The organism is Rhizobium sp. BK650, from assembly GCF_014195325.1.
In the GTDB taxonomy this organism is placed as follows: domain Bacteria; phylum Pseudomonadota; class Alphaproteobacteria; order Rhizobiales; family Rhizobiaceae; genus Rhizobium.
This window is the reverse complement of record NZ_JACIBK010000004.1, coordinates 195,641-211,256: the sequence shown is the minus strand read 5'-3', so window position 1 is coordinate 211,256 and position 15,616 is coordinate 195,641. Positions and strand designations below refer to the sequence as shown.

The following is a 15,616-nucleotide window of genomic DNA, read 5'->3' as shown; positions in this document are numbered from 1 at the left end:
GGCCCTCAGCTTTCGGATTTTTTAAGGGCGCGAGGTATCGTGCCCTTTCCACTTCCGGTATCGAGCATCTGCTTTTTGCAGTTTCTTGCCCGCTTCCCTTGCCTTCCGCTCAAAAATCCGTATAAGCGCGCCTGTTCGTTAACCCGGTCTTCTGGCTGGTGGCTGAACGGAGGGCCGGTTTGCATTTTGCAGATCGTTCGGAACGGAAGCGTTCCAGCCTCCCGTGTCTCCGCTCTCGACCGTCTCGGAAACGCTTTTCTTGCTTGGCGCCCGTCGTCTCTCAGGAGCAGTCGTTGAGGCTTAGCCGCCGAATGCCGGGTTCTGATCAACGCAAGAAAGGCAAAGCTGTCATGGCTCTTTATGAACATGTATTCCTTGCCCGACAGGATATCACGTCGCAGCAGGTCGATGCCCTCGTAGAACAGTACAAGGGCGTGATCGAAGCAAACGGCGGCAAGGTCGGGCGTATCGAAAACTGGGGCCTCAAGTCCCTCACCTACCGCATCAAGAAGAACCGCAAGGCTCACTACGCCCTGATGGACATCGATGCACCGGCAGCTGCGATCCAGGAAATGGAACGCCAGATGCGCATCAGCGAAGACGTTCTTCGCTACATGACCATCGCTGTTGAAAAGCACGAAGACGGTCCGTCTGCCATGATGCAGAAGCGCGACCGCGACGACCGTGGCCCGCGTGAAGGCGGCGATCGTGGTCCGCGCCGCGAATTCGGCGACCGTCCGCCGCGCCGTGATGGCGACTTCCAGCGTGCCCCGCGTCCGGATCGCGCACCTCGCGAAGACCGTGCATAAGGAGAAATAAGAATGTCTGAATCTTCCTCCGCTCCGGTCCGTCGTCCGTTCCACCGTCGTCGCAAGACCTGCCCGTTCTCCGGTGCAAACGCTCCGCGCATCGACTACAAGGACGTCCGTCTCCTGCAGCGCTACATTTCCGAGCGCGGCAAGATCGTTCCGTCCCGTATCACAGCCGTTTCCCAGAAGAAGCAGCGCGAACTCGCTCAGGCGATCAAGCGTGCACGCTTCCTCGGTCTGCTGCCGTACGTCGTAGCCTAATTGACTATGGGAGCTCCGGATTTCTAATCCGGGGCTTCCTCCCTTTCGCGATGGGCGCGGATCGGAACCTCAAAACCCATGTTGAGGCATCTCCCGAATTGATTCAGGGAAATCCTCTAACTGCTTGATGAAGCAGGACAGCGAAGTGACGAAACTGAACCCGAAAACGCTTGCGACCGGCGCTCTTGCCGGATTGACCGCCGCCTTGCTGGTGCTTGGCGCGAGCATGCAGCCGTCGTTCAGTGCCGTGCTTTATGCCGCTTCCGCGCTTCCGATCCTGCTCGTCGGCCTCGGCTGGGGCAATCTCGCCGCCATTTCCGCTGTTGTCACCGCTGCCGTTCTCGGCGCGATCGCCATCTCTCCGTCCTTTGCGCTCGTCATGACACTGGTGACGCTGCTGCCGGCAGGCTGGCTGAGCCACCTCGCCAATCTCGCGCGCCCCGCTTCCGAGCTTGGCGGCCCGGACAATCTGCTCGCCTGGTATCCGCTTTCCGATATCCTGCTGCATCTTTGCGGCCTCGTGACCATCGCCGTTATCGTCACCGGCATCATGATCGGCTACGGGCCTGAAATCACCGACCAGATGGTCGATGCGCTGATGGCCTCGCTTCAGCAGCAGCATCCGACCTTCGTTCCGGATCCCGTCGCCACCGCGCAGACGAAATCCCTCGTCGTTCTGATGCTGCCTGCAATACAGGGCGGCATCTGGGTGGTGATGCTGTTTGCCGCCTATTACATCGCGACGCGCATCGTTGCTGCATCCGGCAGGAACTTGCGCCCGCGCGAGGACATCCCCTCGTCGCTGCGCATGAACCGCAATTCGATCTTCGTCTTCCTCGCCGGTCTTGCCACCACCTTCATGGGCGGCGTTCCGGCGATGATCGGCGCCACGGTCGTCGGCGCCTTCGGCGCCGGCTTCCTGATGTCCGGCTTCGCCGCGGTGCATTTCCGCACGCGCGGCAAGGACTGGCGTTTGCCGGCCCTCATCCTCTGCTACCTGGCATCCACCATGATGCTGCCAGTACTTTTCATCCTCGTGCTCGGTCTGGCCGATACCCGCAAGGCGATCGCCCTGACCCCGACCAAGGATGCCGATGCTCCCAAACAAACCGATACCGAAATCTGAGAACAAGAAAGGAAAATCAACATGGACGTCATTCTTCTCGAACGCATCTCCAAGCTCGGCCAGATGGGCGAAACCGTAAAGGTTCGCGACGGCTTTGCACGCAACTACCTCCTGCCGCTCGGCAAGGCACTGCGCGCCAACGCTGCCAACAAGGCCCGTTTCGAAGCCGAGCGCGCAACACTCGAAGCTCGTAACCTGGAGCGCAAGTCCGAAGCCCAGAAGGTTGCCGACGTTCTTAACGGCAAGTCCTTCATCGTTGTCCGTTCCGCTGGCGAAACCGGCCAGCTTTACGGCTCCGTCGCTGCCCGTGACGTCGTCGATGTCCTGGCTGCCGAAGGCTTCAACATCTCGCGCAACCAGGTTCACCTGAACACGCCAATCAAGGCGATCGGCCTGCACAAGGTCGAGCTGCAGCTCCATGCCGAAGTTGAAATCAACATCGAGCTGAACGTTGCCCGCTCCACCGAAGAGGCCGAGCGTCAGGCCAAGGGCGAAGAGCTCACCTCGGTCGACGCCATCTACGGCGTTGACGAAGACGCTCTGCGTCCGGAAGACTTCTTCGATCCGGAAGCCGACGGCCTCGCCGAAGACGAAGCTTGATTTTTGAGAGATCCTCTCTCGAAATGGATGAAAGCCCGGTTCGCGCCGGGCTTTCTGCTTATTTGGCTGCCGTGTTCTGTCGCGGAGCAGCACTCTTGTCGACATCGACGACGACCGAGAGCCCTGGGCCGAGGTCCTTGACAGCCGGCTGGTCGGGATCGAAGCGGATACGCACGCCGACGCGCTGGGCGATCTTCACGAAATTGCCGGTCGCATTGTCGGCCTTGATAACTGCGAATTCCGATCCCGCGGCAGGAGAGAAGCCCTCGATATGTCCGCGCAGTTGCTGCCTGCCGAGCGCATCGACGGTGATAGTCACCGGCTGCCCCACCTGCATGCCGTACAGCTGGGTTTCCTTGAAATTCGCGACGACCCACACATCCTCCGGCACGACTGCCATGAGCTGCGTTCCGGCCGCTACATATTGCCCGAGCCGAACCCCGACTTCACCGAGATGACCATCGCGCGGCGCCACGATCTTCGTGTTCTGCAGGTCGATTTCCGCAAGCCTTACGGCAGCTTCGGCGCTCGCAACATTCGCCTCCAGCAGCGAGCGATTGACGATGATCGTCGCCAAGTTCTGGTTGGACACTTCCAGTGCGGCCTTCGCCTGGTTGACGGCGGCCTTTGCCTGATCAAGTGTCGCCTGCGCAGCCTCTGTTTCACTCTGGGATGCAATGCCGCGGTTGCTGAGATTGTTGACGCGATCCCAAGCCTGCTGCGCCCGCGTCAGCGCTGCGTTTGCGCTATCGACCTGCGCCTGGCTGGAAGCGATGCTCGCCTTTGCCGCGAGTTCGGATTGGCGGGAATTCTCCAGCGATGCCTTCTGCCCATCGAGCGCGGCACGTGCCTGGGCAAGCTTCTGCAGGTAGATGCGGTCGTCGATCTGGGCGAGCGTATCGCCCTGCTTGACCTGCTGATAGTCCTTCACGGGGACATCGACGACGTAGCCGCTAACCTGGGGGCTTATGATCGTGACATAACCTCGAACATATGCGTTGTCCGTCGTCTCAACCGAGGTGACGAACGGCGGCAGGCGCCACGCGTAGAGAATGAGAAGGACCCCGGCAATACCGGCGAGCACTGCGATGATGGTCGAGGGGGATCGAACATATTTCCACATGTCAGGCACTCAACCTCACGATTGGGCGGGAATTGCATTGGGCTCGCCACTCCCTGACCACGGCAGACGGCGCCATGCCTGATGCAGAAGAATGACGATCAGACCGAAGACGGAGGAATAGCCGATCACAAGGAAAGTGTCGTTGTAGGCGAGAATATAGGCCTCACGGCTGACCTGCTGGGCCAGCAAGGCCAGCGCTTCCGCGTTGAGCAACATCTTGTCGCCGAGCACTTTGCCATACGCAGCGCTCATCTGAGAGATGCGCTGCGCCACGATCGGGTCCTGCAACAGAACATGTTCGACGAGAATGCTCGAGTGGAATTTTTCCCGGATCGTAACAAACGTGCCGAGCATCGCGGAGGCGAAGAGCGAGCCGATGCTCTGCGTGAAAATGAAGATCACGAGAAAGTTGACAATATATTGAATGCCGCGGGCGGTCGCCGCCTTGAAGCCGTTCGCCATCACAGGCGGCAGGAACATGGCTGCACCGGCGGCGACCATCGCCTGGCTCAGATACATCTGAGGCGGTCGGGTGAGGCTCGTCGACTGGCTATCCAGAAAGGCTCCGCCTGCGATAAGGGCAAGCGCCAAGACGTGAGCGGTCTCGACATAGCGGGTTGTCATCAGAAATGCGCAGAAAAGACCACCCGCCACAGAGGCGAGAAGGATGATTGCATAGAGCGTTACGGTCTGATCGTTCAGAAGCCCCAGTTGCTGATAGAAGCTGGCAGCGGTCGACGACTGCTCGGAGGAGACGAAACGGAAGAGCAGCAGGACGCCTGCCATCCGCATGTTGGCGCCGGAGAACAGCCAGCGGAAATCGATCAGCGGATTGGCGCGCGGCAGCTCCAAGGCAAGCATGAGCGCAAGCGCGCCTACCGATACTGCCAGCAGCACGCCGATCCATGGCGCCTCGAACCACCAATAGAGCCGGCCGAGCGTCAGCACGATAGCGAGACAGCCGAAACCGACAGCCAGCAGAAGATAGCTCAATATGTCCTGCCGCTGAATGACTTTGGCCCGCGGCGGCGCCGTGAGCGGCAGCAAGTAGATGACCGGCAGGGCTATGAGCGCGAGCCCCATCTCGAATGTATAGAGTGCCTCGTAGCCGCCGAACTGAAGCAGCGAGGGCGAGATGATGCGTGCGAGCGGTGCAGCAAACAGCGTGCACATCAGGGCAAGGCTGAGCCCCAAGGACAGCTTCTTTGACGGCGGAAATGGTTCCAGCATGTACAAGAAACCGAGCGAGGAAAGTGATGCCGCAGCCATGCCGCTCAACGTGCGTACGACGATTGCGGAGCGCAGGTCGGTGATGAGAAGATTGAGCGCAGCCGCAACAACGAAGCAGATAATGCTGAGTTCAGCAAAACGGCGGAGACCGTATTGGCTGCGGATCTTGAAGAGCGCGATCGACATGCTGGCATAGGGCGCCATGTAAGCAGCCGAGAGCCAGGAAATTTCAGCCGTGGTTGCCGAAAACGAGCCCTGCAGCTGGTTAATGTTGGCAGTCAGCAGGTTCATGCCGAGGCCTTGCGTCAGAAAGAGCAGGAGCGAGGCCGCCATATAGAGCGGCCTTTTCCAGATAGGCATCGGCGCACCCGCCACGGGAGGCGATGACGGTGTGTGTTGCGCGTCCGGCCCAGCGGCCGGCCTTGGCGCCACATTGTCGTTAGCTGTCTCAGCGAGGCTCATTGGCAGGACCTCAAACTTCCCAATGCCCTACAGGTCGGTGCATGGCTCATGGGGTCTAAATTAGTCTCTGGATCGTTTTCGGGAATACCGGATGACCTGCGCCCGTACCTCCACTGTGATGCCGCCGGTCTCGCCGGGCGCGACCTTGCCGGTTTTATCGTTTTCCATGATTTCAGGTGATGACCGCCCCTGCGCGGATGCAAGTCTCGCTCAACTCGCTTAAACTGCCATGCAAGGCCTATGAAAGTGAGTCGTTTTCGGCCGTGCTCTGCAGGTCACACACTCAGTATTTTTGTACTGGCGAAGGTGTGACTGTGGAGAAGTCGAACAGTGTGCACAGCGCCGCCGATTTGACGACCGCCTGAAAGCTGTTGCCGCGAGCCACTTGATTTTGCGTGAGCGGCCCTGCAAATCCGGGTTTTGGATAAAAGACAGTACGGATGACGATGAACGAAGCTGCACGAAAGATTGCCGCCGTTGCTCCTGCAGAGCAGCACTATCGCGAAGCACCGAACAACATCGAGGCCGAACAGGCGCTGCTCGGCGCCATCCTGATGAATAACGACGCTTATTACCGGGTGTCGGACTTCCTGAAGCCCACGCATCTCTACGAGCCGCTGCACCGGAAGATCTTCGAGGTCGCCGGCGACATCATCCGCATGGGCAAGATCGCCAACCCCGTCACGGTCAAGACCTTTCTGCCGGCCGACGAAAAGGTCGGCGACATCACCGTTTCGCAATATCTTGCAAGCCTCGTCACGGGTGCTGTGACGATCATCAACGCCGAGGATTATGGCCGCGCGATCTACGATCTGGCGATCCGCCGCGCGCTGATCACCATCGGCGAGGACGTCGTCAACATCGCCTATGACGCGCCGCTCGACATGCCGCCGCAGGCCCAGATCGAAGATACCGAACGCCGGCTGTTCGAGCTTGCCGAAAACGGCCGCTATGACGGCGGCTTTCAATCCTTCAACGACGCCGTGGCGCTCGCCATCGACATGGCGGCCGTCGCCAAGGAGCGTGACGGCGGGCTCTCGGGCATTTCCACCGGCATCCATTCGCTCGATTCGAAGATGGGCGGCTTGCAGCGGTCGGACTTGATCGTACTCGCGGGACGTCCCGGCATGGGCAAGACCTCGCTTGCCACCAACATCGCCTATAACATCGCGGCCGCATACGAAGGCGAAGTGCAGCCGGACGGCAGCATGAAGGCGAAGAACGGCGGTGTCGTCGGCTTCTACTCGCTTGAAATGTCGTCGGAACAGCTCGCCACGCGTATCATCTCAGAGCAGACGGAAGTCTCTTCCTCGAAGATCCGCCGCGGCGACATCAACGACGCCGATTTCGAAAAGCTCGTCGCCTGCTCGATGATGATGCAGAAGGTGCCGCTCTATATCGACCAGACCGGCGGTATCTCGATCGCCCAGCTTTCGGCACGCGCCCGCCGCCTCAAGCGCCAGCGCGGGCTCGACGTGCTCGTCGTCGACTACGTGCAGCTGATGACCGGCTCCGGCAAATCCAGCGATAACCGCGTTCAGGAAATCACCCAGATCACCACGGGCCTCAAGGCGCTCGGCAAGGAACTGAACGTGCCGATCATCGCGCTGTCGCAGCTCTCGCGCGCCGTCGAAAGCCGCGAAGACAAGCGGCCACAGCTTTCCGACCTTCGTGAATCCGGCTCGATCGAGCAGGACGCCGACGTCGTGCTCTTCGTGTTCCGCGAGGAATATTACGTGAAGAACATGGAACCGCGCGATATCCACGATCCGAAATATCCGGAATGGGAAGCCTTGTTCGACAAGGTGAAGGGCACGGCAGACGTCATCATCGCCAAGCAGCGTCACGGACCGACCGGCACGGTGAAGCTTGCCTTCCAGTCCGAATTCACGCGCTTCGCCGACCTCGCCGATCCATCCTTCACGCAGTATGAGGAACATTGACGCGGCTTTCCGCGTCAATTTCCGTTAGAGACCTGCAGCCCGCAGCAAAGCCACTGTCGCGACCCCGATGACAACGCTTACCAGCATCTGCAGGCGGCTGGCAGCGATTGCGGTTGCCACACAGGCCAGCGTCTCCGCCCAGCCGGTCGCAAAGGCGGTCGGGGCAATGACAGCCATCAGCACGGCCGGCGGAATGGCTTCGATCGCCGTTCTCCGGTTCTCGTCGATCTCAACGTAGCGGATCAGCACGAGGCCGCTGAAACGGGTGAAGATCGTCGCGGCTGCCATGGCAACGATGGCGAGCAGAGTATTGAGATCGAGCGTCATGCGGCCTGCTCCTTTATCTTGGCCCGCCAAAGAGAGCCATTGCCAGACCAGCCAGCGCACCGGCGGCGATATACCAGACACCGGGCACGAACTGGTGCACGATAACGGATGCAATGCCGCTTGCGGCCAGCACCGCGCCGGTTCGCGACCCCTTCCAGAAGCCCATCACCAGCACGATGAAGACTGCCGGAAAGGCGAAGTCGAGGCCGATGACCGCGGGATCGCCGAGAAAAGCGCCAAGGAGCGCCCCTGCGAGCGAGGAGCCGACCCAGGTCAGGTAGAAGGGAGTGACGATGCCGGCATACCAGGCGGGTGTCAGCCGTGTGGTGCCGGCGCGAAATTCCGCCATTGCCCAGAGTTCATCGGCCAGGAACAGCATGGCGACATAGCGTTTGATGCCGGAGAAGGCCTGCATCTTCGTGCCGATCGAAGCGCTCATCAGCACGTGGCGGATATTGACGAGCAGGGCAGCGAAGCCGACGCTGATCCAGCTTGCCGGATACGTCCAGATATCCATCGCCACGAATTGTGAACCGCCGGCAAAGACGAGCGCGCTCATCAGCGTCGTTTCCAGCGTCGAAAGCCCTTTGGTGGCCGAGACCGCGCCGAAGACCAGGCCAATCGGCAGGACCGCGACGATCAGGGGAAAAATGGCGCGCACTCCGCCAAGAAATTCGCGGATCAGACTTTTGCCGGTTGGCTGACTCTGTTGCAACATCGGCAACCTCCACATCAAGACGGCGGAGAGGTAGCCGAGGCCGCTAAGGGCTGTATTGAACGAAAGTGATCAACCGACACGGAACTGGCCGGGAGTAACGCCAGTGCGGGATTTGAAGTGGCGTGTGAAATGCGCCTGATCGGCGAAACCGCACTGAAGCGCGACATCGGCGGGCATGTGACCCTCCCTCAGCAGCCGCCGGGCGACCAGCACACGCCGGTCGGTCAGGAAGGCATGCGGGGTGATGTGATATTCCCTGCGGAAAGCGCGGATCAAATGGGCGCGGCTCAACCCCGCTATCTTTGCCAGTTCCTCGAGGCCGAGATCGCTGTCGAAATTCTCGATCAGGTAATCGCGGGCGCGCGCGACAGCACTGCGCTCCTTGGTATCGATGGGCAGGACGATCGTGCTGCCGTAGCGGGCGAAGATAGCAGCCAGCACCGAGAACATGCTTTCATCGGATTCCAGCGCGCCCGCGCCACTCTCAAGCGTGCGGTGAGCATTGTGGAAAGCTTCGGCAAGCTGGGGATCGCGCGGCAGCGACCCGGCAAAGGATGGCGTCGCATTGAAGGCCTTGCCGGTAACATCCTCCAGAATGTCGATGAAGAGCTTCGTATCCGGATAGATCATCCGATAGCGATAGCCTTCGCCGCCGGGAGTGCCATCGTGCACCACGCCGGGATCGATCAGATAGAGGTCGCCCGGGCCGGTCTCTTCCCGCCTGCCGCGCAGCGTGGCGATCTGGCTGCCGCTTTCGATTGCGCCGATGCTGAACGTATCATGCGCATGCGGCGCATATTCATGCGTTAAAAAACTGGCGCTCAGGCACTCCATGTCGCAGAAGCGGCTGTCCCGCCAAAAGCGGGCCGATTCCACCTTGGCAAGCGGCATGGCGTCTGCCGCCTCTTTCTGGGAAACGTTCTGCATCCCGACAGACTAGCGCGGAGGCTTCCCTGCGTCTTGAACAAAAGTGATCGCAGGTGAGGAAAGCCTGGTATGTCGCCCCGCATGCTTTCTCTTTGCCACAATGGTCTCTAGAGTATTGGCAGCATTTTCCTTTCTCTTTCGGCGCGGCGATTCATGACAGATTTTACCATCCCCTTCGAAGACGACGATCTTTTCGCCTCTGCCGGCCTGCGGCTGACCGTCGATCTGACGGCGCTGGCCGACAATTGGCGGGATATGGCGCGGCGCTCGGGAAAGGCGCGCACGGCCGCCGTCGTCAAGGCGGATGCCTATGGGATGGGAATCGAGGATGCTGGCGAAGCGCTCTATCTTGCCGGCGCACGGGATTTCTTCGTAGCGACTGTCGATGAAGGTGTCACGCTGCGCATGTTTGCGCCCGAGGCACGCATCTTCGTGCTGGCGGGCATCTGGCCGGGCACTGAGCGGCGCTTCTTCGAAAACGATCTCGTGCCGATCATCTCTTCGGAAGAGCAGCTTGCCTTCTGGATGGCGGTGCTTGCCGACTATGGCGACTATCCGTGCGCGCTGCATGTCGATACCGGCTTCAATCGACTTGGCCTGACGGTGGACGAGGCGATTGCGCTCGCCAATGACGTGTCGCGGCCGGCGAGTTTCGCTCCCGTTCTCGTCATGAGCCATCTTGCCTGCGGCGACGATCATTCCGCTGACATGAACAAGCAGCAGCTTGAATCATTCCGGACGGTTAGCGCTGCCTATGAAGGTATCGATTCAAGCCTTGCGGCCTCCGGCGGCATCCTGCTCGGCGACGACTATCACTTCGATCTCACCCGGCCGGGCATTGCGCTTTACGGCGGGCAGGCCGTCAATGGCATGGCAAACCCGATGCGACCGGTGGCAACCGCCGAGGCGCGCATCATCCAGATCCGCACGGTCAAGGCAGGCGAATCCGTCAGCTATGGGCGGGCGCTGCAGCTGACGCGCGACAGCCGGCTGGCGATCGTCTCGGCCGGCTATGCCGATGGCTATATGCGCAGCCAGTCGAGCGGCGGCGTGCCGCTGCGCCAGGTCGTGCCGCAGGGTGGACAGGGGTTTGTTGCCGGCCAGAAGGTTCCGGTCGCAGGGCGCATCACCATGGACCAGACAATTTTCGACGTGACCGACCTGCCTGAAAATGCCGTGCGCGCCGGCGACTATATCGAACTCTTTGGCAAGAATATCCTCGTCGACGATGCCGCGAAGGCCGCGGGTACGATCGGCTATGAGATGCTGACGAGTATCGGCCTGCGCCACGAGCGCAAATACGAGACGGACGAGGAATAGCAGATAGAGCATTCCCGTTTTTCTTCGAATCACGGAAACACCCTATCTCTTTGTTTTGCCGCAATTCCGGACGCAAAACCGCGAGACACTTTTGCTGGAATTGCTCTAGCGAGTCGTGAGTGCGAGGCGCACGCCGAGTGCCACGAATAGCGCGCCGAGGCCGCGATCCAGCCACAGACCGATTTTCGTATTGCTCTTGAAAAGAGCGGCAAGGCGGCCTCCCGCCAGGATCAGCGGCGGCTCGATGAAAAAGGCCACCACAATGATCAGGCCGCCGTGAACGGCAAGCTGCAGCCAGGCCGGACCTGCGCCGTCGACGACGAATTGCGGCAGGAAGGCGAGGAAGAAGATCGCAACCTTCGGATTGAGCAGCGAGACCAATACGCCCTGTCGATAGATGCGTCGACGCCCAAGCGTTTCGCCCGCCGCCCGCACGAAACCGCCCTCGCCTTTCGAGCGCAGCGCCCGGATGCCGAGCCAGACGAGATAAATCGCGCCGACCCATTTGACGGTGGAGAAAGCGATTGCCGAGGCGGCCAGGATCGCCGACAGGCCGAAGGCGGCGAGAAGCACATGCATGCAGGCGCCGGTCCAGATGCCGAAGACGGCCGAGAAGCCGGCGCGCGTGCCGCCCTTCATCGTGTGGCCGAGGATGAAGGCCATGTCAGGACCGGGCGAGATGTTCAAAAGCACCGCCGCGGTGAAGAAACCGATCCAGTGAGCGAGCGAATAATCGAGCATGGCCTATCCTTTCAGAGCGTGGCAATGCTGACAGCCCGGTCGCTGATGGGAAAATCATTAGTTTTGATCGATGCGGGAAGCCATTATCTAGGGCAGAAATCCGATTCGGGCGCTTGCCGCGTCCCTCTACCCGAAAGCAGTCATTGATGGCCAAGGCCAGAACACAATTCATCTGCCAGAGCTGCGGCGCGGTGCATAACCGCTGGGCCGGCAAATGCGACAATTGCGGCGAGTGGAATACCATCGTCGAGGAAGATCCGATGGGCGGCATCGGCGGCGGTCCTGCCAAGACGCCGAAGAAAGGCCGTCCGGTCGCATTGACGGCTCTCTCCGGTGAGATCGAGGAAGCGCCGCGCATCCATACCGGTATTTCCGAGCTCGACCGTGTCACCGGCGGCGGCTTCGTGCGCGGCTCGGCCGTGCTCGTCGGCGGCGATCCCGGCATCGGCAAGTCGACGCTGCTCATGCAGGGGGCGGCCGCATTGTCGCGCCGCGGCCACAGGATCATCTATGTCTCGGGCGAAGAGGCGGTGGCGCAGGTGCGGTTGCGCGCTCAGCGGCTGGCTGCCGCCGACACCGATGTGCTGCTGGCGGCCGAAACCAATGTCGAGGACATTCTCGCCACCTTGGCCGATGGCAAGCGGCCCGATCTCGTCATTATCGATTCCATTCAGACGCTCTGGAGCGAGCTTGCCGAATCCGCACCGGGCACGGTAACGCAGGTGCGCACCGGCGTTCAATCGATGATCCGCTTCGCCAAGCAGACGGGTGCGGCCATGGTGCTCGTCGGCCATGTGACCAAGGACGGCCAGATCGCCGGTCCGCGCGTGGTCGAGCATATGGTCGATGCCGTGCTCTATTTCGAAGGCGATCGTGGCCATCACTACCGCATCCTGCGCACGGTGAAGAACCGCTTCGGGCCAACCGACGAGATCGGCGTCTTCGAAATGTCTGACAAGGGTCTGCGCGAAGTCGCCAATCCCTCGGAACTCTTCCTCGGCGAGCGTAACGAAAAATCGCCGGGCGCGGCCGTCTTCGCCGGCATGGAGGGCACGCGGCCGGTTCTCGTCGAAGTGCAGGCGCTGGTGGCGCCGACGTCGCTCGGCACGCCGCGGCGCGCCGTCGTCGGCTGGGACTCGGCGCGTCTGTCGATGATCCTTGCAGTGCTGGAGGCCCATTGCGGCGTCCGGCTCGGGCAGCACGATGTCTATCTCAACATTGCCGGCGGCTTCCGCATCTCGGAACCGGCGGCCGATCTTGCCGTTGCGTCGGCTCTCGTTTCATCGCTTGCCGGTATTGCCCTTCCGGCCGATTGCGTCTATTTCGGCGAAGTCAGTCTGTCGGGCGCTGTCCGGCCGGTTGCGCAAACAGCCCAGCGCCTTAAAGAAGCCGAAAAGCTGGGGTTTTCGGCGGCTCTTCTACCATCCGGCTCTGCCGAACTGCCGAGGGGCAGCGGTCGCTGGAGCGAGATCGAGAGCCTGCCGGATCTGGTTGCGCGCATTGCCGGCTCCAAGGGCGCGTTGCAGCGTGTGGAAGAAGACGTTTGATCCTTCATCACCAATAGCGGGGATGCTATAGGATCAGCCAAACAAGGCGCGACGCAGCCCGCAAGGCAGCAGTCTGGAGTGGAATTTACATGCCCATTACGATTTTCGACGGTATTGTCATCGGCGTCGTACTCTTCTCCGCCGTATTGGCAATGGTCCGTGGCTTCTCGCGCGAGGTCCTCTCGATCGCGAGCTGGGGCGGCTCTGCAGCAGCCGCCTACTACCTCTACCCCTATCTCGTGCCTTACGCGAAGAAATATACCGATGACGATCGCATCGCCATCGTCGGTTCGGCGGCCGTCGTCTTCCTGATTGCGCTGATCGTCATCTCCTTCATTACGATGAAGATCGCCGATTTCATCATCGACAGCCGCATCGGCGCACTCGACCGTACTTTAGGCTTCCTCTTCGGTGCGGCGCGCGGCATACTTCTGCTCGTCGTTGCGGTTGCCTTCTGGAACTGGCTGGTCGATGCCGATCACCGTCCGGCGTGGGTCAATAATGCGAAATCGAAGCCGTTCCTGGATTCCCTTGTCGTTCGCCTGCAGGCAGTGCTGCCGGATGAATTCTCCCAGATGATCCAGAAGAGCATTACCGAGAAGCTTGGTGGCGCACGCACGACAAATGAAAATGCGCCGGCCAATGATCAGGCGCCGGCGGAAGATGCAACACCCGCGCCTAACAATGGCGCACAGCAGCCATCGAATTGACGCAGTGTTCACTAGCTTGACCCGCGGCCTGGCAATTGCCATTTGAGCGGGACGTAAGACCAAAGGTCCGGCCGGGCATTTCGCTTTGCCGGGCCTCAGCCGTTTCAGAACCGGCGAACGGATTTTGAGACAGGTGCCGTTGACCGTGAGACTATCGGAAAGCTCAGAGATTTCCGGTATCATGCAATTGGAAATGCCAATCCATTCTTGTGAGAGCAAAGGCCCGCAGAAATGAACCAGTCCGATTCCTTCCCGACTGACGATCCGCTCGACGGAGATACGCTGCATGAAGAATGCGGCGTTTTCGGAATTCTGGGACATGCCGATGCCGCCGCACTGACGGCGCTAGGCCTGCACGCCCTGCAGCATCGCGGGCAGGAGGCGGCTGGTATCGTTTCCTTCGACGGCAAGCGCTTCCATCAGGAACGCCACATGGGCCTCGTCGGCGACCACTACACCAATCCGATGACGCTCGCCCGCCTGCCCGGCAGCATCTCGATGGGCCATACGCGCTATTCCACGACGGGCGAAGTGGCGATGCGCAACGTTCAGCCGCTCTTTGCCGAACTGGAAGAAGGTGGCATCGCCATTGCCCATAACGGCAATTTTACCAACGGCCTGACGCTGCGCCGTCAGATCATCGCAACCGGCGCGATCTGTCAGTCGACATCCGATACCGAAGTCGTCCTCCACCTCATCGCCCGCTCCCGCCATACATCCACGGCCGATCGCTTCATCGACGCCATCCGTCAGATGGAAGGCGGCTATTCGATGCTCGCCATGACGCGCACCAAGCTGATCGCCGCGCGCGACCCTACCGGCATCCGCCCACTGGTCATGGGTGAGCTCGATGGCAAGCCGATCTTCTGCTCGGAAACCTGCGCGCTTGACATTATCGGCGCCAAGTTCATCCGCGACGTGGAGAATGGCGAAGTCGTCATCTGCGAAATCCAGCCCGACGGTTCGATCAGCATCGATGCGCGCAAGCCGAGCAAGCAGCAGCCCGAGCGCCTCTGCCTGTTCGAATATGTCTATTTCGCTCGTCCGGACTCAGTCGTCGGCGGCCGCAACGTCTATACGACGCGCAAGAACATGGGCATGAACCTTGCCAAGGAATCGCCAGTCGATGCCGACGTCATCGTGCCCGTTCCTGATGGCGGCACGCCTGCAGCGCTCGGCTACGCTCAGGAAAGCGGCATTCCTTTCGAATATGGTATCATCCGCAACCACTATGTCGGCCGTACCTTCATCGAGCCGACCCAACAGATTCGCGCCTTCGGCGTTAAATTGAAACATTCCGCCAATCGGGCGATGATCGAAGGCAAACGCGTCGTTCTGGTGGACGATTCCATCGTGCGCGGCACGACCTCGCTGAAGATCGTGCAGATGATCCGCGAGGCGGGTGCCAAGGAAGTGCATATCCGCGTCGCCAGCCCGATGATCTTCTTCCCGGATTTTTACGGCATCGATACGCCTGACGCCGACAAGCTGCTCGCCAACCAGTATGCCGACGTCGAAGCCATGGCGAAGTATATCGGTGCGGATTCGCTTGCCTTCCTGTCGATCAACGGCCTCTATCGCGCCGTCGGTGGCGAGGATCGCAACCCGGCCCGCCCGCAGTTCACCGACCACTACTTTACCGGTGACTATCCGACCCGCCTTCTCGACAAGAACGGCGAGTCCATGGGCAACAAGATTTCCATGCTCGCCAGCAACGGCTGAACCGCTAGAGCGCCGCGCGTCCGTCTGAACGCACGGCACTCTAACTCCTC

At 60.7% G+C, this 15,616-nt stretch carries 15 protein-coding genes; 9 read left to right on the top strand and 6 right to left on the bottom strand.

Going from position 1 to position 15,616, the window contains the following annotated elements; translation table 11 throughout:
- Positions 1-350: 350 nt before the first annotated feature.
- The 4 genes from rpsF (at position 351) to rplI (ending at position 2,796) form a co-directional block, all read left to right on the top strand.
- Positions 351-809: a 30S ribosomal protein S6 gene (rpsF, locus tag FHX15_RS12860; RefSeq protein ID WP_184397591.1), complete on the top strand. Its 459-nt coding sequence runs from the start codon at positions 351-353 to the stop codon at positions 807-809.
- A gap of 12 nt (positions 810-821) precedes the next feature.
- A complete protein-coding gene (gene rpsR / locus FHX15_RS12855; protein WP_007531286.1) occupies positions 822-1,070 on the top strand; it encodes a 30S ribosomal protein S18 in 249 nt (82 codons plus the stop codon).
- Positions 1,071-1,197: 127 nt separating this feature from the next.
- Positions 1,198-2,196: a DUF2232 domain-containing protein gene (locus tag FHX15_RS12850; RefSeq protein ID WP_210290702.1), complete on the top strand. Its 999-nt coding sequence runs from the start codon at positions 1,198-1,200 to the stop codon at positions 2,194-2,196.
- A gap of 21 nt (positions 2,197-2,217) precedes the next feature.
- Complete coding sequence (gene rplI, locus FHX15_RS12845; RefSeq protein WP_184397587.1) at positions 2,218-2,796, top strand: 50S ribosomal protein L9; 579 nt, start codon at positions 2,218-2,220, stop codon at positions 2,794-2,796.
- A gap of 58 nt (positions 2,797-2,854) precedes the next feature.
- On the opposite strand, the gene FHX15_RS12840 is transcribed toward rplI, so the two are convergent.
- Positions 2,855-3,919, bottom strand: a complete 1,065-nt coding sequence (locus tag FHX15_RS12840) for an HlyD family secretion protein (protein ID WP_184397585.1) — start codon at positions 3,917-3,919, stop codon at positions 2,855-2,857.
- A gap of 15 nt (positions 3,920-3,934) precedes the next feature.
- Positions 3,935-5,611, bottom strand: a complete 1,677-nt coding sequence (locus tag FHX15_RS12835; protein ID WP_184397583.1) for an MFS transporter — start codon at positions 5,609-5,611, stop codon at positions 3,935-3,937.
- Between the two features lie 446 nt (positions 5,612-6,057).
- On the opposite strand from FHX15_RS12835, the gene FHX15_RS12830 reads away from it, so the two are divergent.
- Positions 6,058-7,554, top strand: coding sequence for a replicative DNA helicase (locus tag FHX15_RS12830; RefSeq protein WP_184397914.1), 1,497 nt, complete (start codon positions 6,058-6,060; stop codon positions 7,552-7,554).
- A 24-nt stretch (positions 7,555-7,578) separates the two neighbouring features.
- Here the strand turns inward: FHX15_RS12830 and FHX15_RS12825 are convergent, their stop codons facing one another.
- The 3 genes from FHX15_RS12825 to FHX15_RS12815 form a co-directional block, all read right to left on the bottom strand.
- Entirely contained in the window at positions 7,579-7,881 is a 303-nt protein-coding gene (locus FHX15_RS12825; RefSeq protein ID WP_184397581.1) for an AzlD family protein, read from the bottom strand.
- 13 nt (positions 7,882-7,894) lie between these two features.
- Entirely contained in the window at positions 7,895-8,599 is a 705-nt protein-coding gene (locus FHX15_RS12820) for an AzlC family ABC transporter permease (RefSeq protein ID WP_184397579.1), read from the bottom strand.
- Positions 8,600-8,668: 69 nt separating this feature from the next.
- On the bottom strand, positions 8,669-9,490 hold the full coding sequence (locus FHX15_RS12815; RefSeq protein WP_184397912.1) for an AraC family transcriptional regulator: 822 nt from the start codon (positions 9,488-9,490) through the stop codon (positions 8,669-8,671).
- 189 nt (positions 9,491-9,679) lie between these two features.
- On the opposite strand from FHX15_RS12815, the gene alr reads away from it, so the two are divergent.
- Entirely contained in the window at positions 9,680-10,846 is a 1,167-nt protein-coding gene (alr, locus tag FHX15_RS12810; protein WP_184397577.1) for an alanine racemase, read from the top strand.
- A 105-nt stretch (positions 10,847-10,951) separates the two neighbouring features.
- Here the strand turns inward: alr and FHX15_RS12805 are convergent, their stop codons facing one another.
- Entirely contained in the window at positions 10,952-11,587 is a 636-nt protein-coding gene (locus FHX15_RS12805) for a LysE family translocator (RefSeq protein ID WP_184397575.1), read from the bottom strand.
- Positions 11,588-11,733: 146 nt separating this feature from the next.
- On the opposite strand from FHX15_RS12805, the gene radA reads away from it, so the two are divergent.
- The 3 genes from radA to purF all read left to right on the top strand — a co-directional run bounded on the left by radA (position 11,734) and on the right by purF (position 15,566).
- Positions 11,734-13,134, top strand: a complete 1,401-nt coding sequence (gene radA, locus FHX15_RS12800; protein WP_184397573.1) for a DNA repair protein RadA — start codon at positions 11,734-11,736, stop codon at positions 13,132-13,134.
- A gap of 89 nt (positions 13,135-13,223) precedes the next feature.
- Positions 13,224-13,844, top strand: coding sequence for a CvpA family protein (locus FHX15_RS12795; RefSeq protein WP_184397571.1), 621 nt, complete (start codon positions 13,224-13,226; stop codon positions 13,842-13,844).
- Positions 13,845-14,075: 231 nt separating this feature from the next.
- Entirely contained in the window at positions 14,076-15,566 is a 1,491-nt protein-coding gene (gene purF / locus FHX15_RS12790) for an amidophosphoribosyltransferase (RefSeq protein ID WP_184397569.1), read from the top strand.
- Positions 15,567-15,616 lie beyond the last annotated feature (50 nt).